General features: G+C 45.1%; 18 protein-coding genes. 5 read left to right on the top strand and 13 right to left on the bottom strand.

Translation table 11 applies throughout. The features are described 5' to 3' along the window. Window positions 1-62: 62 nt before the first annotated feature. Together NOM01_RS12195 and NOM01_RS12190 are read right to left on the bottom strand one after the other, a co-directional pair. Window positions 63-854: a PHP domain-containing protein gene (locus NOM01_RS12195; protein WP_255748760.1), complete on the bottom strand. Its 792-nt coding sequence runs from the start codon at window positions 852-854 to the stop codon at window positions 63-65. Continuing rightward, window positions 844-1527: a YczE/YyaS/YitT family protein gene (locus NOM01_RS12190; RefSeq protein ID WP_255748759.1), complete on the bottom strand. Its 684-nt coding sequence runs from the start codon at window positions 1525-1527 to the stop codon at window positions 844-846. The genes NOM01_RS12195 and NOM01_RS12190 overlap by 11 nt, the downstream gene beginning before the upstream one ends. 516 nt (window positions 1528-2043) lie before the next feature. Between NOM01_RS12190 and ilvD the strand changes: the two genes are divergently transcribed. From ilvD to NOM01_RS12175, 3 genes are all read left to right on the top strand, one after another. Next, complete coding sequence (gene ilvD / locus NOM01_RS12185; protein WP_255748758.1) at window positions 2044-3771, top strand: dihydroxy-acid dehydratase; 1728 nt, start codon at window positions 2044-2046, stop codon at window positions 3769-3771. Window positions 3772-3856: 85 nt separating this feature from the next. Beyond that, the gene (locus NOM01_RS12180) at window positions 3857-4834 is read left to right on the top strand and encodes a bile acid:sodium symporter family protein (RefSeq protein ID WP_255748757.1); all 978 of its coding nucleotides are present in this window, start codon (window positions 3857-3859) and stop codon (window positions 4832-4834) included. A gap of 395 nt (window positions 4835-5229) precedes the next feature. Beyond that, window positions 5230-6201, top strand: a complete 972-nt coding sequence (locus NOM01_RS12175) for a bile acid:sodium symporter family protein (RefSeq protein WP_255748756.1) — start codon at window positions 5230-5232, stop codon at window positions 6199-6201. 63 nt (window positions 6202-6264) lie between these two features. On the opposite strand, the gene NOM01_RS12170 is transcribed toward NOM01_RS12175, so the two are convergent. From NOM01_RS12170 to NOM01_RS12125, 10 genes are all read right to left on the bottom strand, one after another. After that, a complete protein-coding gene (locus NOM01_RS12170; protein ID WP_255748755.1) occupies window positions 6265-8238 on the bottom strand; it encodes a beta-glucoside-specific PTS transporter subunit IIABC in 1974 nt (657 codons plus the stop codon). Window positions 8239-8545: 307 nt separating this feature from the next. Continuing rightward, window positions 8546-9550, bottom strand: coding sequence for an NAD(P)/FAD-dependent oxidoreductase (locus tag NOM01_RS12165; RefSeq protein ID WP_255748754.1), 1005 nt, complete (start codon window positions 9548-9550; stop codon window positions 8546-8548). Further along, the gene (locus tag NOM01_RS12160) at window positions 9547-10359 is read right to left on the bottom strand and encodes an ABC transporter ATP-binding protein (RefSeq protein ID WP_255748753.1); all 813 of its coding nucleotides are present in this window, start codon (window positions 10357-10359) and stop codon (window positions 9547-9549) included. Before NOM01_RS12160 ends, NOM01_RS12165 begins: the two co-directional genes overlap by 4 nt. Window positions 10360-10699: 340 nt before the next feature. Further along, complete coding sequence (locus NOM01_RS12155; RefSeq protein ID WP_255748752.1) at window positions 10700-11491, bottom strand: GNAT family N-acetyltransferase; 792 nt, start codon at window positions 11489-11491, stop codon at window positions 10700-10702. Between the two features lie 577 nt (window positions 11492-12068). Beyond that, window positions 12069-12734: a DNA-binding response regulator gene (locus NOM01_RS12150; protein WP_255748751.1), complete on the bottom strand. Its 666-nt coding sequence runs from the start codon at window positions 12732-12734 to the stop codon at window positions 12069-12071. Window positions 12735-13405: 671 nt separating this feature from the next. Further along, window positions 13406-14095, bottom strand: coding sequence for a 7-cyano-7-deazaguanine synthase QueC (queC, locus tag NOM01_RS12145; protein ID WP_255748750.1), 690 nt, complete (start codon window positions 14093-14095; stop codon window positions 13406-13408). Between the two features lie 30 nt (window positions 14096-14125). Further along, window positions 14126-14614 (bottom strand): preQ(1) synthase, encoded by a 489-nt coding sequence (gene queF / locus NOM01_RS12140; RefSeq protein ID WP_255748748.1) that lies wholly within the window; start codon window positions 14612-14614, stop codon window positions 14126-14128. Between the two features lie 12 nt (window positions 14615-14626). After that, window positions 14627-15298: a queuosine precursor transporter gene (locus NOM01_RS12135; RefSeq protein ID WP_255748747.1), complete on the bottom strand. Its 672-nt coding sequence runs from the start codon at window positions 15296-15298 to the stop codon at window positions 14627-14629. 139 nt (window positions 15299-15437) lie between these two features. Then, complete coding sequence (locus NOM01_RS12130; RefSeq protein ID WP_255748746.1) at window positions 15438-16064, bottom strand: NUDIX hydrolase; 627 nt, start codon at window positions 16062-16064, stop codon at window positions 15438-15440. Next, a complete protein-coding gene (locus tag NOM01_RS12125; RefSeq protein ID WP_255748745.1) occupies window positions 16057-16767 on the bottom strand; it encodes an HD domain-containing protein in 711 nt (236 codons plus the stop codon). Before NOM01_RS12125 ends, NOM01_RS12130 begins: the two co-directional genes overlap by 8 nt. Window positions 16768-17012: 245 nt before the next feature. Between NOM01_RS12125 and NOM01_RS12120 the strand changes: the two genes are divergently transcribed. Then, window positions 17013-17843, top strand: coding sequence for a lipoate--protein ligase family protein (locus tag NOM01_RS12120; RefSeq protein ID WP_255748744.1), 831 nt, complete (start codon window positions 17013-17015; stop codon window positions 17841-17843). Between the two features lie 120 nt (window positions 17844-17963). Continuing rightward, complete coding sequence (locus NOM01_RS12115; protein ID WP_370646103.1) at window positions 17964-18542, top strand: L,D-transpeptidase; 579 nt, start codon at window positions 17964-17966, stop codon at window positions 18540-18542. Window positions 18543-18609: 67 nt separating this feature from the next. Here the strand turns inward: NOM01_RS12115 and NOM01_RS12110 are convergent, their stop codons facing one another. Further along, complete coding sequence (locus tag NOM01_RS12110) at window positions 18610-18861, bottom strand: hypothetical protein (protein ID WP_255748742.1); 252 nt, start codon at window positions 18859-18861, stop codon at window positions 18610-18612. Window positions 18862-19005 lie beyond the last annotated feature (144 nt).

Below are 19005 nucleotides of genomic sequence, written 5' to 3'. Positions count from 1 at the left end.
CGATCATTATAACTTGATTGGACAGAAAATGAAAACAGAGTATTCACCGAAGCACTTCATAATCAGCTCATCGGTTCATCGACCATTCGTTTCCTGTTTTTAAAATAAACAGGGGTCAGACTATATTCTTTTGCCATCGCTGCGCCAAGCGGGTACTTGATGCCAATGGTGTCCGGAGAATGGTTGTCGCCGCCAATGGTTACATACTGGCCACCTAATTCTCGATAGCGGCGGACGATGCTTTCGAGCCCCTCACGAAAACCGCTCTGATCAATCAGACGAAGATTGATTTCAAGACAAATATCGTTTTCAATCAGCGTGCTGAGAAAATTATCGATTAAAAGCGGGAAATCTTCATAACGAAGCACATTGTCGGAATAATTCAGGTAGCGGCACGGGTAATCAATATGAGCAAATGTATCGATATATGGATTGCGATGGATCGTGTGCTCGGCATAGATCAGATACTGCGTAAAGAAGTCCTGTTTGCTTAGAAAATTCTTCGCGCGGTCCGTATAAAGGTCAAAGTCCTGCAGATTATGCACGGACCCGATAACCATATCAAACGGATGAGCTTCGATAATTGCACGATTGCGTGCGACATAGTCGGGACGATTGTCCAAACCAAGCTCAATGCCCAGTAGAAGATGCTCGCCTCTGTAAGCGGAGTAGGTATCGAAATATTGCTTAATCTCAAAATCAACCGGAGTGCCATCATCCTGGCGTTCATTTAAATCATAGTGTTCTGTAACTACCAAATTCATAGCATAGCGGGAAGCTTTCTTGAGCGCTTCCTCAATATCCATTTCCGCGTCAAATGAAAAACGGGTATGATTGTGTGTATCAAAGACCATGTTGATTTGTTCCTCCATTCATCGGTTCTTTTTTGCTGAAAATTCTGGTGAACATGTGGCGATCCAAATAGATATGATGAACATTTTTCACGTCAAATCGGAAGAGCTTGAAGGTCGCCTGTACAAAAATACCGATCAGTGACACCATGACCACTGTACCGATACCAACAGAACCGCCAAGCAGCCAGCCGATAATCAGCGCCACCCCTTCATTCACCGTTCGAATCAAACGCACGGATTGATGTGTTTTGCGAGCCACAACAACCATAAGACCATCTCTTGGCCCAGCACCAAACCCTGCGCTTATGTACAAATAGGTTCCTAAGCTGATAATGGCCAAACCGATAAGAACCATCAACAGCTGCTCGACAAAATGAGAGGCAGTTGGAACGAGGTGGCCGAGCATCAGCATATCCATAAATAATCCGATGAACAGCATGTTCGCCAATGTACCGAAACCGATTTTTTCTCCGAGTATTCTGTTCAAGATGACAATAATAAAGGCTACGAAAATATTGGCCAAGCCGATTGTTATGGGAAAGGTTCTTGAAAGTCCTTGATGGAGCACGTCCCATGGCTGCAGACCTAAATTAGCGTTAATGGTACATACCGCCCCAAGTGCGAATAAAAAAAGGCCAGCAAATAATTTTATTAGATTAACGATTAGTTTCAAGAAACAGCCTCCCGCCGTCCACCATTTTGCCCGAACAGATTATATGCTCATCAGTACTGCTTATATCTTTCCAGTATAAAAGTAAATAGAATTTGAAACAACGAAAGTGAAAAATTAATTCGTCTAAGATGTGCCTTACCTGCAAAAAAATTGCATCTATTTTGATCAGTTTCGTTCCTCCATCAGCACCTATCCCGTTCATCCTTTCAACAATTATTGTCCGAATTCCCCTTGCATATGAAAAGCAGTTTCAACAAAAATGATGTTGACGGATCATTTTGCTAGTGTTATATTTTGTTGTACAAAATTTCTTAATATTTAAGAGGTTGATCACTATGTCATTTCTATCCTACCTACGAGTCTTGATTATTACCTAGGGCCTTGGCAATCGTTGAAAAAATTCAATCGATTGTCCGGGTCCTCCTTGGCGTAGGTGGGAGTCGGACAGAACTCCCATTCATCTTGAATGGGAGTTTTTTATTCGGCAATTTTCAAAAACAGAAAGGATGAGAGAGATTGAGAAGCGATGAAATCAAGAAAGGCGTGGATCGTGCTCCTGCAAGAAGCCTGCTCAGGGCTACAGGCGTCGTAAGGAATGAAGAGGATATGCACAAACCCTTTATTGCGGTATGCAATTCCTATGTGGATATCGTTCCGGGGCATGTCCATCTTCGCGAACTTGCCGATGTAGCAAAAGAAGCCATTCGAGAAGCAGGCGGAATTCCATTTGAATTTAATACCATCGGTGTCGATGACGGCATCGCCATGGGCCATATCGGCATGCGCTACTCGCTCCCCAGTCGCGAACTAATTGCAGATGCGGCAGAAACAATGATCAACGCTCACTGGTTTGACGGTGTGTTCTACATCCCTAACTGTGACAAAATCACACCAGGCATGATGCTGGCGGCTGTTCGCACCAATGTACCATCAATTTTCTGTTCCGGCGGGCCCATGAAGGCGGGACTGTCTGCTCAAGGCAAGGCACTGACTTTATCCTCGGTCTTCGAAAGCGTTGGCGCATTTAAAGAGGGACAGATAACAAAGGATCAATTCTTAGATATCGAAGCCTCTGCCTGTCCGACCTGCGGATCGTGCGCCGGCATGTTTACGGCCAATTCCATGAACTGCCTGATGGAAATGGTCGGCGTCGCGCTTCCCGGCAACGGAACCGCTCTCGCCGTTTCTGAGGAAAGGCGCGACTTAATTCGTCAATCCGCGTCCAAGCTCATGGAGCTCATAAAAAAAGACATTCGTCCGCGTGACATCATTACCCCGGAAGCAATCGACGATGCTTTTGCCCTTGATATGGCTATGGGCGGATCGACAAATACCGTCCTCCACATGCTTGCCGTAGCCTCTGAATCAGGTATCGATTATGACCTCAATCGAATCAACGAGGTTGCAAAAAAGGTTCCGTACTTGGCGAAAATTGCCCCGAGCTCAGCGTTCTCAATGCAGGATGTGCATGAAGCCGGAGGCATCTCGGCTATCATCAAGACACTGGTTGATATGGGCCATGTTATCCATCCCGACCGCATCACAGTATCCGGTCAAACGCTCAGAGAAAATGTGGCTGAGGCAAAAATCAAGAATCCTAAGGTCATTCATCCGCTGGAAGATGCCTACAGCAAAAACGGCGGCCTGTCCGTTCTCTTTGGCAATGTCGCGCCAAAAGGCGCCGTGATCAAAGTCGGCGGTGTTGACCCTTCTGTAAAAACGTTCACAGGAAAAGCAATCTGCTTTAATTCCCACGATGAGGCCGTCGAAGCGATTGACAACCACACCGTGCGCAAAGGTCATGTTGTCGTCATCCGTTATGAAGGACCAAAAGGCGGTCCGGGCATGCCTGAGATGCTGGCACCGACCTCATCAATTGTCGGACGCGGTCTTGGAAAAGATGTCGCTTTACTAACCGACGGACGTTTTTCCGGTGCAACGCGCGGTATTTCCGTCGGTCATGTATCTCCGGAAGCTGCATCCGGCGGGCCAATTGCTCTTGTCAAGGACGGCGACACCATTACGATCGATCTGACCAACCGCACGGTACATCTTGATGTGACCGATGAAGAACTGGCAGAGCGTCGCCAAACATTAAAGCCGTTTGTTCCTAAGGTCCGTTCCGGTTATCTTGCACGTTACGCTGCACTCGTCACCTCTGCGCATACCGGCGGCGTGATGCGACTGCCTGAAGCTTGGTCTGAAGCCGGTACAACAGAAAAAGAAAAACAACCGGTCAAATAAACAGAAGCGATAATCTTAAAAAAAACAGAGGATTATCAGCTAAAAAATATAAAGGATGCACGAAAACAGAGAGGATGTTTTAATAATGAAGGCTATTGTCGCTACAGGACAATTTTTAGGTAAATATTTTTCACTATTCGTATTAGCTGCCGCAGCTGTCAGCTATTTTCAGCCAGGCGTCATCACATGGGTGCTCCCATATGTCAATTACCTACTCGGCATCATCATGTTCGGGATGGGCATGACTCTGAAAAGATCCGATTTTGCCGCTGTATTTAAGCGTCCAAAGGATGTCATCATCGGTGTCTGTGCACACTACTTAATCATGCCGCTCATTGCCTTTGCACTTTGCTTTGCATTTCAACTGCCGCCCGCGGTCGCTGTTGGCGTAATCCTTGTCGGCTGCTGTCCAAGCGGAACGGCGTCCAACGTTATGTGTTTCCTTGCAAAGGGTGATGTCGCGCTTGGTGTCTCAATTGGCGCAGTGTCCACATTAATTGCGCCGGTCATGCTGCCTTTTATTCTTTGGCTGCTTGCAGGACATTGGGTTAAAATCCCGACCACCTCGCTTTTCGTAAGCGTCGTTGAAATCGTCATCGTGCCGATCGTTCTCGGCGTTCTTGTCAATACCTTCTTTGGCAAAAAAGTACACAAGGTAACAGAAGCGTTACCGCTCGTATCAACGGTTGCTATTATTCTGATCGCAGGCGGCGTGGTTGCAGCTTCAAATAAAAACGGCGATTTGCTGACCGCCGGTACATTAATCATTATACCTGTTGTCATGCTTCATAATCTGCTTGGCTACGCATTAGGCTTCTTCTTCAGCCGCCTGCTCGGCATGAATCACCAGAAAAGCCGGGCAATTACATTTGAAGTCGGTATGCAGAATTCAGCACTTGGTGTCGCTCTTGCCATGGCGTTCTTCTCGCCTGCCGCCGCAATACCTGCAACACTGTTCAGTATCTGGCACAACATGTCTGGTTCTCTGCTCGCTTCTTATTGGGCCGGAAAACAAAAGGCTGAGAAGACAGCACCAAAGGTTGATGCTGTCACAACACAATAATCGGTGTAATGAAACGCCCTATAATTTTGATGGCCTAGCAAGGATAAAGACAGTTTGTTCAGAATATGCTAAATTGCGTTGACTTTGTCTTTCGCAAATGCTATATTCCTAGCACCAAATTTATTCTTTAAAAGTTTTACCGGATCCGCCCAATCAGATACAAGCCAAAATTGTTTGATTCCCTAAGAATCAAGGCATTCGTTGACTAAATTACGTATGACTGGGTTTTCATCGCAATAAGGGGTTCGGAAAAAGTCCCCGTTCACAGCAAACGGGGACTTTTTTAGCAAAGGGAAAGGAGTGTCTGGGGACGATTTTGACGGAAAAAAGCAATTCTTGGTACGTAAGTTTCTGAGTGACCAAAAACAGACGAAAACAGAAGGGATGTATTTTCATTGAAGACAATCTCTAGAATCGGCGCCTTTTTAAGCGCTCAATTTATATGGTTTGTTCTCGCCGCTGCCACCATTGCCTATTTTCACCCAAGTCTTGCCGCATGGGTCGTTCCTTATGTTCCTTACTTGCTTGGTGTTGTCATGTTCGGGATGGGTATGACACTTAAACGATCCGATTTCTCAGGCGTGTTCAAGGCGCCGAAAGAAGTAACTCTTGGCGTCATCGCTCACTATCTGATCATGCCTGTCTGCTCATTTGCTGTTTGCGCCATTTTTCAGCTGCCCGATGCGGTCGCAGCCGGAGTTATTCTCGTCGGCTGCTGTCCAAGCGGAACGGCTGCGAATGTCATGTGCTACCTATCCAAAGGAGATGTCGCACTTGGTGTTTCAATCGGTACAATGACAACATTCATCGCTCCGGTACTGCTCCCTGTTCTTCTGCTCTTACTAGCAGGACATTGGGTGAGCATCCCTGTTCTCTCATTGTTTATTAACGTGCTTGAAGTTGTTGTTCTGCCGGTCGTTCTCGGCCTTGCCGTAAATGCCTTTCTGGGAGAAAGAATTGCAAAAGCAACTGCCGCTCTTCCGCTTGTCTCAACATCAGCCATTCTTCTGATCATTGGTGGTGTTGTAGCGGCAAACAGTGCGCGTCTGTTTGCACCGGAAATGCTCGTCCTGATCCCGGTTGTTATACTCATTAATGTGCTTGGCACAGCGCTCGGCTTTCTTGTCGGCAAACTGTTCGGCGTCAACCAGGTCAAAAAACAGGCGATTACCTTTGAGGTTTCTACTCAAAATTCCGCACTCGGTCTTTCGCTTGCTCTGCTCTTCTTCTCTCCGGCTGCAGCCGTGCCCGGCACTCTGTTCAGTGTTTGGCAAAATATTGCCGGGCCCATGCTTGCCTCTTATTGGGCAGGAAAAACGGCTAAAGATGAGGCTTTAAAATCCGGACCAGCACCGGATCCGGCTTGAAAATAAATAGAATACAAAACCCGTGAACCGATTTGGCTCACGGGTTTTGTTTGCTTTTATTACTTATTTATAGATCCGAATCAACGCTTCTTCTGAAGACGCTGGTTTTCTCGTTTCAGGAACAACAGCTTCATACTCATTTGTATTGGTAACCAAAATCATGGTCGTCGTATCATAACCGGCTTCTTTAATTTTGTCCGGATCAAAGACTACCAGAACATCGCCTTTTTTTACCTTTGCCCCAGCTTCAACCTTTGGAGCAAAATGTTCACCTTTGAGTTCAACCGTATTAATGCCAATGTGGATCAGAAGCTCTGCACCAGATTCGGCTTTAATTCCGTAAGCGTGCCCTGTTGGAAACGCCACGGTCACTTCACCGTCGACCGGAGATACGCATGTGCCGTTTGCCGGAATCACTCCGATTCCCGCACCCATCGCTCCGGAACTGAAAACCGGATCATTGACCTTCGCAAGCGGTACCGGTTGACCCACAATTGGACTGAAGACCGTATCAACTAAGGTTAATTTTGATGTATCGATCTCTGGACCTGCTGATTCAACGGCAGCAGCCGCCTCATCCTGATCGTCCAATCCGAGTTTAGCCGTTTTTTTCTCAGTAAGACTCTTCTTTCCGGAAGTCACCTTCGCAAATAATTTCTCCGTGTTGTTCTCGTTAAATCCAAAGATGAGGACAAGCAGAAATGAACTGAGCAGAGCAACAACAAAGCCGATGCTTGCCCAAACAATACTCGAATTTTTACCAATGAAAAGCGGCATCTCAAAAATGTTCATAATCGGTGTATAGCTAAAACATTTCACACCGGCCGCACTGACTACGGCACCGCCAAGCGCACCGCCGACAAGCCCGAAAATAAAGCCTTTTTTATATTTTAAGTTAATGCCGTAGATGGCCGGTTCAGTAATTCCGAAAAATCCGCTGATTGCGGCCGAAATGGCAATTTCTCTGTTCTTCATTTTTTTCGCCTTAAAGATCGATCCGGCAACCGCACCGAACTGTCCGGCGACGGCAACCAGCATAACTGCAAGCAGCGTATCGTAACCATACGTTTGAACATTGATCATCGATATCGGCAAAATGCCCCAGTGCAAGCCGAAAATAACAAAGATCTGGAAGGTTGCACCCAGAATACCTCCGGCAATCAGCGGGCTTAATTCATATAGAAATTTATAGCCGTATGCTAAACCCGTTCCAAGAGCTGTCCCGAGCGGGCCGATCACTAAGAATGTCAGCAGGCCGGCAACAATCAACGTGAGAAAAGGAACGAAGACGAGCTGCATCACTGCAGGCAAATGTTTTTTAAACCAGCGCTCAACATGACTTTCCAGCCAAATGGCAAGAATCGTCGGAATAACTGCTCCGCCATAAGTCTTAAAGTTAACCGCGTAGTCCCATAGATGAGCCACCTTAGGAATTTGACTGTCCGTAAGCGGATAAATCATCGCGGCCGCAAGAGCAACGGCAATATATCTATTTGTGTTGAACTTATCTGCAGCAGTGATCGCAATAAAAATCGGCAGCAAGGTGAACACGCCGCTTGCTAATGTGTTGATAATAAGAAAAATCGGTGAGTTTGCCGGAAGCCAATGAAATGTCGCAATGAGAATCGCGACACCCTTCAATACGCCGACACCTGCGAGAACGGAAATAAATGGTGTAAAAATACCGGAAATAACAGCAACAAAACGCTCAAACCAGTTTTCCGATTGAGCAGGCTCTTCGTCGTCGGATTGATCCGCGGAAGATTTACTGTCCACCGCACTAAAACCGTATTTTTCCATGATCGCTTCATAGACAGGCACTACTTCGTCGCCAATAACAACCTGATACTGGCCGCCGGCACTGACTGCTGTGAGTACATTGGGCAGATCTTCAAGGATTTCCTTATTGGCCTTGCTTTGATCGTTAAGCCTAAAACGCAGCCGTGTCGCACAATGGATCAAGGACTTGACGTTCTCCTTGCCCCCGACATTAGCGACAATATCCATCGCTAATTGGCTGTAATCCTTCTTACCCATTTAAGAGGCCCCCTATTAACCGTTTTCATTAATGAGTGATAAAAAAAGATCCGCTCATATCATCTTTGTTTTAACTAGAAGTTCATGAATCAATAAATGTGCCCAAATGGCTGTTCAGGTGATTAATTGAGCGAGTTCAGTGTAAAATAAAAACGCTTTCGTGTCAAATTAATTTTCATGAAAATTATTTTTTTATTATCATTTTCAACAGATTCTTGAACAAGCAGTTTCCGAGAAAAACAGTCCACAAGTACCAATTAAAAAAATCACCGGTCTCCCGATGATCTGAACTAACCATGTGATTGATTTATGCCTTTTCAGTGAAAAAATGATGGTGGGTGCTGACCATCGCCTGCGAAGGCGCGTCAGGATCCAGGTCATGCTTCACACTGTTGACTGCTGTCGGACCTTCCACAAATCCGGCTGCTATTAAGTATAGCTTCTGCGGATATAAAGCGGCATTGCCGATCGCAAAAATGCCTTTAATCGAGGTTTCCATTCGCTGATCAACCAGAATTCCGTTATTTTCAATAGCCATGCCCCATTGTTCAAGCTCTCCAAGACCGAATTGAAAACCGTGGTTCACAATCAACGCATCTGCTTCGATTTGTTGCGTTTGATCTGCCGCATCACGCACTGTTATTCTTCGTAATTGGCCGTTTTCACCGGAAAGTCCTGTTACTTCACAGGCAAAGTTCACTTGAACCGCGTATTGATTCATTCGTTCAATATTGTGCTCAAGTGCATGTGTGAACTTTTCGCCTCGGTACACAACAGTGACCTGTTTACATATCGGTGCGAGCTCTGCCGCCCAGTCAAGTGCCCCGTTGCCTCCGCCTGAGATGACAACATTTTTCCCGGTAAATTGCTGTGGATGACGTACTGCATAAAACAGACTGGTTTCTTCGTAATCAGCAGCTTCCTCTAATTGAAGTTTATTCACTTCAAATGTCCCGCTTCCGACTGCCAGAATGATCCTGCGTGTATAATGAAGATCGCCGTTTGTACTGGTCAGCTTAAACGTTCCGTCCGTTTGTTTCTCCATTCGTGCAATGGTCTGATTTTTGACGATTCTCGGTTGGAATGTTTCGGCCTGTGTTTGCAGCTGACTCACCAATGCTTCTCCTTTAATTCCGGGAATGCCGCCGAGATCATAGATCGTCTTTTCAGGATAAAAATGTGTGACCACGCCGCCCAAGTCATTCCTAGCTTCAATAAGTTTTGTCTTGAGTGACCGCATGCCGCTGTAGAAGGCGGTATAAAGACCGGCCGGTCCCCCACCGATAATGGTTACATCATATAAATCGATCATTGATAAACTCCTTTATTTGAATGATTATGAACAGTATCATAGGGAATGCAAAGTGGCAGATTGGTTCTCTGATCAATAATAATGTCTGCTTTGACGCCAAAGACATGTTCAAGCATAGACTCGGTTATTATTGTTCGCGGCTCACCTTCACAGACGACAGTTCCGGATTTAATGGCAATCATGTAATCTGCAAAGCGCGCCGCATGATTTAAATCGTGAACGACCATGACTACCGACCGGCCTTCCTCACGATTAAGCTTTGAAATCAGTTTTAAAACATCAAGCTGATAGGTCATATCGAGAAAAGTCGTCGGCTCATCCAGGAAAAGCCAGCTGGTTTCCTGTGCCAGAGCCATGGCGATCCATGCGCGCTGCCTTTGACCGCCTGACAGGTTATCGACCTCCTGGTCCGCGAGTTCAGAAAGTCCTGTGGCCTCAACCGCCCAGTCGATCACCTGACGATCCGTATCATCGATTCGTCGCATTCCCTGCTGATGGGGGTAGCGTCCGTAAGCTACTAATTCGCTAACCGTTACACCCTCAGGCGTCAGCGGATGTTGCGGCAGGATTGCCAGTTGTTTGGCAACTTGCTTGGTCGGCTGTTTGTGAATATTTTTTCCATCTAAGAAAACGCTGCCGCCTGACGGACGCATTAATCGTGCCATTGTGCGAAGAATTGTTGATTTTCCCGAACCGTTCGCACCAACCAGCGCCGTGATTTTGCCAAATGGAATGTCAAGATTCATCTGATCAACAATCTTCTTCTCGCCGTAAGCAATATCCAATTTTTCCGTTCTCAGCAGCCCCATCAAGTCTCGCTCCCTCCACTGGCGTTAATTTAAATTAATCTGCGTGTTTATTGCCGGACCTGAATAGCGTCAGCTTTTGTTTGCTTCGTATTCATTCGTAGGCATGGTGATTTTTAACAGCGGGCATGTTCTTCCTTAGCGGATCAATGTTGCTGTTTACTGCTTCTTCTATGTAAATAATCCTTTCACTTAACAAATGCTCATGTACTTTTTTATGATAACGATATTCATTATCAATTACAACACTATTAACATATTTTTATTAGTGAATCATTTAATTTTAGTTGAAATTAAAAAGGCTGTCGGCAGTTTGCCGAACAGCTTTAACAGTGCACATAGATCAATACTTGATCATCATCCATTTTTCAATTGGTACAAAACCAAGCCTTTCATAAATTCGTCCTGCCGCCGGATTATCGTAAAACAGGCAGGGCTGTTTATGTTCTGCAGTAAGTGCGCTGATCGTTTTAATCAGACAGCTTGTTGCAAAGCCTTGATGTTCATACTCCTTTTTCGTGCAGACGCCAACGATCATCGCCGCACCCGCTGTCTCGGCCACTGTTGAAACACTGCTGACCGGCTCATTATTTCTTTCAATATAATAAGTTCGTGAAATACCCTTGTCCATATTCTTCTGCAATGTTGATGGCGTCTCGGAATAGTTTGTAAATATTGAATTTCGAAGCGCAACGACTTTCTCAGCTTCTTCAGGGAAAAGCATCTTCACATCTTTGCGTATGAGCGTCTTATCAATTGGAAGCCGGGTATCCCGTTTCGCATAATGGCATAACTGTTTTTTTAAAATCGGCACGTCAATATGCGGCATGATTTTTTCAACTAAATTCTGCAGTCCGGAAAAGTTCTTCAATTGGCCGCTCTCCACGATCACTTTTGCCCACTCTCGGCCATCCAAAAGTTCAGGATCACGCGCATAGGGGATAAAATTACCTAGATAACGCAGCAAAATGCTAATCAGTTCCCCCTGTTCATTAAAATCGCCCCACAAAGTGATTGCATCGCCTTCCATACCGAAGGCTTCAATATCTCCAAGTATAAATAAGTTTTCTGCCGGCCGATTACCAGCGAATGTTATAACTAGCTCTCTGTCTTTCTCTGTGAGTCGCCGAATCATACGCGCGAGCCCCCCTCTATACTCAATTTTCTGCACTAAAGATACAACACATTTTCAATAATTCCATCATTATGTCAATGATTACATCCATGCAGCTGTCGCATCCAACCGCATTGTGCGGACAAATGTTTGCCTTACATTTTAATTCATTTACGAATAAATAGTTGTGACCGGCAGCACATTTAAGAATCGAATTTTGTGACCGGGCAAATCATTGCGGCATGGTCGCGATTATCTATAAGGAAAACAGGGAAAAAAGCGCCTAGTTCTTACTTCCGCAGGATGCGGTGGCTTTCGCGTTGCATACAGGACCTATGTATGTAGCGAAAGTTCCTGCATCATCACCTCTGTTTCATTAAGCATTCTGTTCCTTAATTAAGTAACGAGGAAATAAGCGGAGATATTCCGGTTATTTGCATCATCGTGCGTGTTCCGCCGGAAAATAAGGGTAATTTTTCCGCTTATGCAAAGCAAAACCCTCCATTTTCACGTTTTTCGATTCGATAAGAGGAATTTCTCCATCTATTTAAGGTCTTTTTCCGTTCGTTTTCTAAATAAGGGTAATTTTTCCGTCTATTTATCGGATTTGACGCTTAACCTGATCGCCCAAACGGTACGATCGGACCCTCTTGATCCCAGATGCGGGAAACAGCATCTTTTTATCGACGAGTTGAGAAAGTACTTTTTTTACCGTCTTGTTACTTAGCTTCAAATACTTCTCGACTTCTTTAGGGGCTATGGCTTCTCCTTTTCGAATCGCTAGTCGGAGTACTTCCTTTTCGGCAATGGACAAAGCGGTCTGGCCCAGTTCATCACCCAACCATTGGCCAATCACTTGCTGAACAATCTGTTGGCATCGACGAGGCTGCTCTTTAACTTGGTCATAAGAAAAGCGGATCACAGTCCAACCGTCAATGATTAACTGGTTTTGACGTTCCAGGTTGTCAGAAAATTGCCATCTGCTTATATTCTTTAGATGAGGGCCATACCCGTCGATCTCAAGACAGATCCGGATGCCTGGACGAATATAAGCAAAATCCAAATATCTTTTGCCATCTTTGAAATCATCGACTTCATATTCTGGATGAAGGTACCTGAAGTGAAAAAATAGTGGCCACCACACTTGCTTTAAAAACAACAGCTCAGCCGCATTGTGACCTTCTTGTAAGCGCCGCAACCTTTCTCCGGTTCTTGCATCTGAGTGAGCACTCAAAAAGGCCTGGTATTCTTCTTCAAATCCCATAGGATTCCCCCTCTACCAACGTTTGGTGCATATTCATTTGAACTTCTGACAGATTTTAATATTAATGATGTTCATGCGCGTGAAAAAAGAGAGTGATTGTGGTTTAAAATTGTAGAAAATAAAAAAGCGGAGGAGCAAGGTTAAAAAGAATCAGAGATTAGAACTAATTTTAGTTTAATAAAATTCTTACCTTTGTCAATCCGTTTTCTTTATCTTTCCTCTATTTGTGATACGATTCTGCGTCACGTATCCAAATGAAGGGTTCTTTGAAGAAGAGAATGGTGCTCATACGACTTATTAGACTTTAATAAAATTTGGCGAGAGGAAATAAGCGGAGATATTCCGGTTATTTGCATCATCGTGCGTGTTCCGCCGGAAAATAAGGGTAATTTTTCCGCTTATGCAAAGCAAAACCCTCCATTTTCACGTTTTTCGATTCGATAAGAGGAATTTCTCCATCTATTTAAGGTCTTTTTCCGTTCGTTTTCTAAATAAGGGTAATTTTTCCGTCTATTTATCGGATTTGACGCTTAACCTGATCGCCCAAACCGATAAGTCCGGATTGGAAAGCAGCTTCTTATGACCCTATCATCGTGCGAACAGGACAAAGCGCTAAACTTTACCTTGTAAAAAAAGAGCAGAATCTGCTTCTGCTCCCCACCATTTCTATGTTATTTCGTCCAGTCAATTGCAATTTGATAAGGAATCGGATCAATCAATCCTGCTTCTTTAAAACCTTTGATCCGCAACCGGCAGCTGTCACATGTCCCGCATGCTTCCTCCCCGCCATTGTAGCAGGAGGTCGTCAGTTGGTACGGTGCACCGAGATCCATTCCTAAACGGACGGTTTCTGCTTTTGTCAGGTGCATCAATGGTGTTTTGATCGTCAAATGATGCGCACTGACACCTGTTTTTGTCGCCAGATTAATCGTCTGATTCATACTTTGAATAAATTCAGGCCGGCAATCCGGATATCCGCTGTAGTCAACCGAGGAGACACCGGTGAAAATTGTTTCCGCACCGATGACCTCGGCATAAGCCGTCGCAAGTGATAAGAAAATCATATTTCGTGCAGGGACATAGGTCACCGGTATCCCCTTCTCCGTTCCTTCTTCAGGAACATCAATCGAGACATCGGTCAAAGCACTACCGCCAAGCTGTTTGAAAAAGTCGAGATCGACAATACGATGTTCCCCAACCTCGTAGAACGCAGCAATTTTCTTCGCCTGCTCAACTTCGCGCTGATGGCGCTGACCATAGCGGAATGTGATCGGGCAGAGAACATAGCCCTCGCTTTTGGCAATGCTCATACAGGTTGTGCTGTCGAGCCCGCCACTGAGTACAATAACTGCTTTTTTCACAACTGATTGCTCCTTCATATTAAGCTGTCCTTAGCGATTATCAATGTGTTCCGGATACAGATCATGCTTGCTCAGTCTGTCAAAAGCGACCTGCTCCCAGCGTGTGCCTTTTTTACCGTAATTAACGTACGGATCAATGCTGATGCCACCGCGAGGCAGAAATTTTCCCCAGACCTCTAAGTACTTCGGATCCATAAGCTGAATCAGATCATCTGCTATGTTATTGACACAATCCTCGTGAAAATCGCCATGATTACGAAAGCTGAATAAATAGAGTTTAAGCGATTTGCTCTCAACCATGCGTTCCGCAGGGACATAACTGATATGCAGTGTTGCGAAATCCGGTTGATGGGTGATTGGGCAAAGACTCGTAAACTCCGGAAAGTTAAATTTAACAAAATAGTCACGCTCCGGGTGCTGATTTTGAAACGTCTCCAGCAGGTTCGGATCATAATCAAACGTGTAGGTAGTCCCTTTATTCCCAAGCAGGGTTAATCCTTCATTTTTTCGATCGCTCATCACAAACACCTCTTAGTCCTGATTTAGTATTGTGTTCACTCGAACGTTCTTCTGCATGCGAATCCAGTGCACGATCAAATAGATCACCGGCACTCCGATGACCGCATAGGAAAATTTAAGTACATATTCAGTGCCAATTGTTGTCAAGATGGCACTTACCGGCAGAATGCCTGCAAATCCGACAAACATGAATACTGTCGAATCAGCAAGCTGGCTGATTGCTGTACTTGCCAGACTGCGCAGCCAGAGCATCTTTCCCTTCGTCCGTTTCTTTAGTCCGACGAATAAAGCGATATCAAGTGTTTGGGATAGGCTGTACCCGCAAAGAGAGGCGGCAACGATACGCGGCATCGCGCCGAGTGTTCCGGCAAAAGCCTCCTGCCCCTTCCAAAAAGGCGCCGCAGGTAAATGAATCGCTGCCTGAAGAAGCAGGGTAAACAGAACATTTGCGAGCAAACCGATCCATACGATCTTCTGGGCGACCGGTTTGCCCCAGCATTCGGTAATACTGTCCAGTACAAGAAAAGTGAGTGGATAAATGATGATGCCCGACGTCATGGAGTAACCGCCGATGGAGAAAAGCTTTGACGCAACTAAATTTGCGGCAATGAGGCAGGTCATAAAGACCATTGATAAGAAAACGAGTTTGAAAGGAATGTTCACTTTCAATTGCTGTTGATTCATTTTGATCACTCCCGTAGTTTTTTTGGTACGGCAGAGGAGGGTTTCGAACTCTGCCAAGTTTGCAACTTCTTGATTATAGATTTGCTTTGCCGGATTGACAAGAAGATAAAGTATCTTTTTTGCGAGTTTCGGACTCGTTTCACTGAAAAAGCGGAAGCTGACTCAGCTTATTTATCAAGCTATTGTAATAGTTTGAACTGTGAGGCACGCACTGCTCCCGATCTATGATTTGTTCCCGCCAAATGCGTGCTCCATTCGACTCGTCAAAACCTGCTAGATTCAATTCTTGTATTGTGCCTTGGACAAATGCTGCAAAATCCGGATAAGCGGCTTTATACATTCCGGCAACCTCTTCCTTTTGAAGCTTGAATGCACTCATTTTATAGTAATTGGCACATAGAAAGACATGACACCGTTCGCGATCAATAAAATCACCTCGCACAATTTCATCTCGAATCACGCCGAGCGGCATCAGTGCTTCCATTTGAACCGGCACACCGAGTTCTTCATGAATCTCGCGAATGGCATCCGAAACTGTTTCATCCGCCTTGATATGCCCGGCTGCTGTGATGTCGTATAAGTCGGGAAAATCCTTTTTCTCATGGCAACGCTGCTGCAAGTAAATCATGCTGCCCGAGTCACTTTTTTCCACAAACCAGCAATGAAAGGTCTCATGCCAATAACCTTTTCTATGGGCTTCATCACGCGATTTTATTCCAATCGGTGTTCCCTGTTCATCGAAAATCCGAATCTGCTCCTCATTCATCTGCTCTTCCTCCGTTATCAAACAGTGTGTTAAGTATTTGTGCGTGCTTTGCATTTGTTTCATGAGACTCTTCAAAAAAACGATTCAGAAATTGGATCATAAAAAGATGGCGCTGCTCTGCAAGTTTTTTCCCGGTTTCTGTGTTCATACGATCCCGCAGGAGCAGCAGTTTTTCATAAAAGTGATTAACCGTTGTCGACTGCTGCGCCTTATAGTGTTCCGCCGTTTGGTGCAAGACCGGCAGAATAGTCGGATTGAACATTTCTCTCTTTTTATAACCGCCATAGGCAAAGGCACGAGCGATGCCGACTGCTCCAATCGCATCAAGCCGATCAGCATCTTGTACAATTTTACCCTCCATGCTCGACATCGGCGTCCGCACACCGGCACCCTTGAATGAAAGCTCACGAATGATGGTGCATACTGCTTCAATGACGGAGGCGTCAGCATTTTGTGAATGAAGCCACTCTGCTGCTGCGAGCGGTCCCGCCCCATCATCACCGCCATTGAACTTCCAATCCGCAATATCATGAAGTAAAGCAGCAAGTGCGACGACATCCGCTCTAATGTTCTTCACAGCTTCACTTTCCATAATTTGTATACTCGTCTCGTAAACGCGATGTATATGCCACCAGTCATGACCGCTGCCCTCACCAGACAATTTTTCTTGTATATAATTTGCCGTACGTGTTACAAGATCCATTTCATCCATCCTTTTCACCGTCCGCTATTTTTTAATTATACCTTGTCAATTGAAACAAGAAAGGTGCCACCAGATACATGGAAACACTATTTTTATCATCGTTAATTAAAGTTTTCATGAACCTTATCCGGAAACCTGATTAAAGTCAATGCACATGCAACTCGCACAGCATTTCTTAATCAGCAGTTTCCTCAATGCCTGCTATAATAGACGTAGATATTGCAGTTTCGAAGGAGGTTTTCCTTGTGTCGCTACTTGACCAGCCACTTTGGCGTGTGATTGATCAATCAACGCTTGGCAGCGGATTCGACGGCAGGCAGTCATTCGCTATTGATGATGCAATCTGCGAAGCAGTGGGTTCAGGCGAGTCACCGTGTACCGCCAGACTGTGGGTACATCATCAAACGGTGATGCTTGGCATTCAGGACACGAAACTCCCGCACATCCAGGACGGATTGACAGTTCTGCGCGATTATGGATTTACCTATATCGTGCGTAATTCCGGCGGTCTCGCTGTCGTTCTTGATGAAGGAGTCCTTAATCTTTCTCTGATCTTTTCTGAAAAGGAACACTCACTTTCTATAGATGACGCATTTCAAGCGATGGTTGATTTCATCCGAAAAATGTTGTCGCCACTCGGCATTTCTTTCGAAAGCGGTGAGATCACCCGATCCTATTGCCCCGGAAGATATGATCTCAGCGTTCGCGGCAAAAAATTTGCAGGCATTTCGCAGCGTCGTGTCAAACAAGGCGTCGCTGTGCAAATCTATCTCTGCGTCTCCGGCAGCGGATCTGCTCGTGCACGCATCATTCGCAACTTTTACCTGCATGGATTGAAAAAGGCAACAACACGTTTTGCTTATCCGGACATCGATCCGGACGTGATGGCCTCCCTTGAAGAAATAACAGGGAAGTCATGCACCACACCGGAGATTGCAGGTGCCTGCCTCCGAACCTTGCAATCGATTGCGCCGATTCGCTCATCTGCTTCACTTTCAGATGAAGAAATTCGCTATTTTGGGCAATACTATGATCGCATGATTCGCAGAAACGAAAAAATCCTTGGTGCAAATTGAATGAATTGCCCCACCTAGGGCAACACCCTTCGAAAAATATTACTGGCAGAACAACATGATTGAAGAAGAAAGAGGGTAACGATGAACGTGTTGATTAAGGGATGTGGCATCATTGCTGCTCTGTTTCTGTCCTTGACGTTAACTTCCTATATGCCCTCTTTTCAGGCAAACAGTGCTTCGGGTCATACAGATAAAGTTAATGTCGGCCGTTCAGAGCAAGAAAATGGCCAAACATCCAAGCAAGAAGCGATCCCAGTCAATTGGGACAAGCCCTCAGGCGGAAGTTATCCCGTTCTGACACAAAATGAACCCGTTTGGATTGATGTTTCGATAAAAAATCAAAGAGTGTATATAAAGAAAGGTTCGCAAACCTTGTACACGATGATTGCTTCAACGGGAAAAGACACCGAACCGGATATGACGACTCCGACGGGCACTTACTACATTCAAGCTGAGCGCGGCAAATGGTTCTATTCACCAAAGTACAAAGAAGGCGCGAAGTATTGGGTCTCATGGAAAAACCATGGTGAATTCTTGTTCCACAGCGTGCCGATGGATGAAAACAAGCGTATACTGACAGCGGATGCACAGAGATTGGGCGAGAAAGATTCGCACGGATGCATTCATCTGACTGTCCCCGACGCAAAATGGATTTATGAGCATATCCCATACAATACAAAAGTTGTTATTCACAGTTGAATCTAAAAATAAGCAGCCGATGCTCCAATCAGAGCCGGCTGCTTATTTTTTACTTTTTACGAACGGTTCAGGCCATTGAAAAGGAGTTTCTCAATTGACTGACTCTGCTGCCTTCCACAACAACCAGACATTCTTCGCCAAGAGACAAATTCTCGATCAAAACTGTTAGCCAATCCGACATCTTGTGTATTTGCTTGACTTGGTTTTTTCCATAAATGTATACATCTTGACCTAACTTTTCACAGTGTTTGTAAAATCGAATCATTTGCTTAACGCGAAATGCGGCAGCATAGACTTTAAAAGAAAAGATATTCTTCATGATTCGTTCTCCTCCTTGAATCTTTCGTAAGCCTTTTCTTTGAATACTTAAAGCTTACATTCTCATTATGAATATTTTATTAACGAAAGGGGGAGCATGAGAGAATTTCACCACTCATGAAAATTTTCCCATAAGAAAAACCGG

The organism is Sporolactobacillus sp. STSJ-5 (assembly GCF_024385605.1).
Taxonomy (GTDB): domain Bacteria; phylum Bacillota; class Bacilli; order Bacillales; family Sporolactobacillaceae; genus Sporolactobacillus.
The sequence above is the reverse complement of the archived record's forward strand: the minus strand, read 5'-3'. Positions and strand labels throughout refer to the sequence as shown.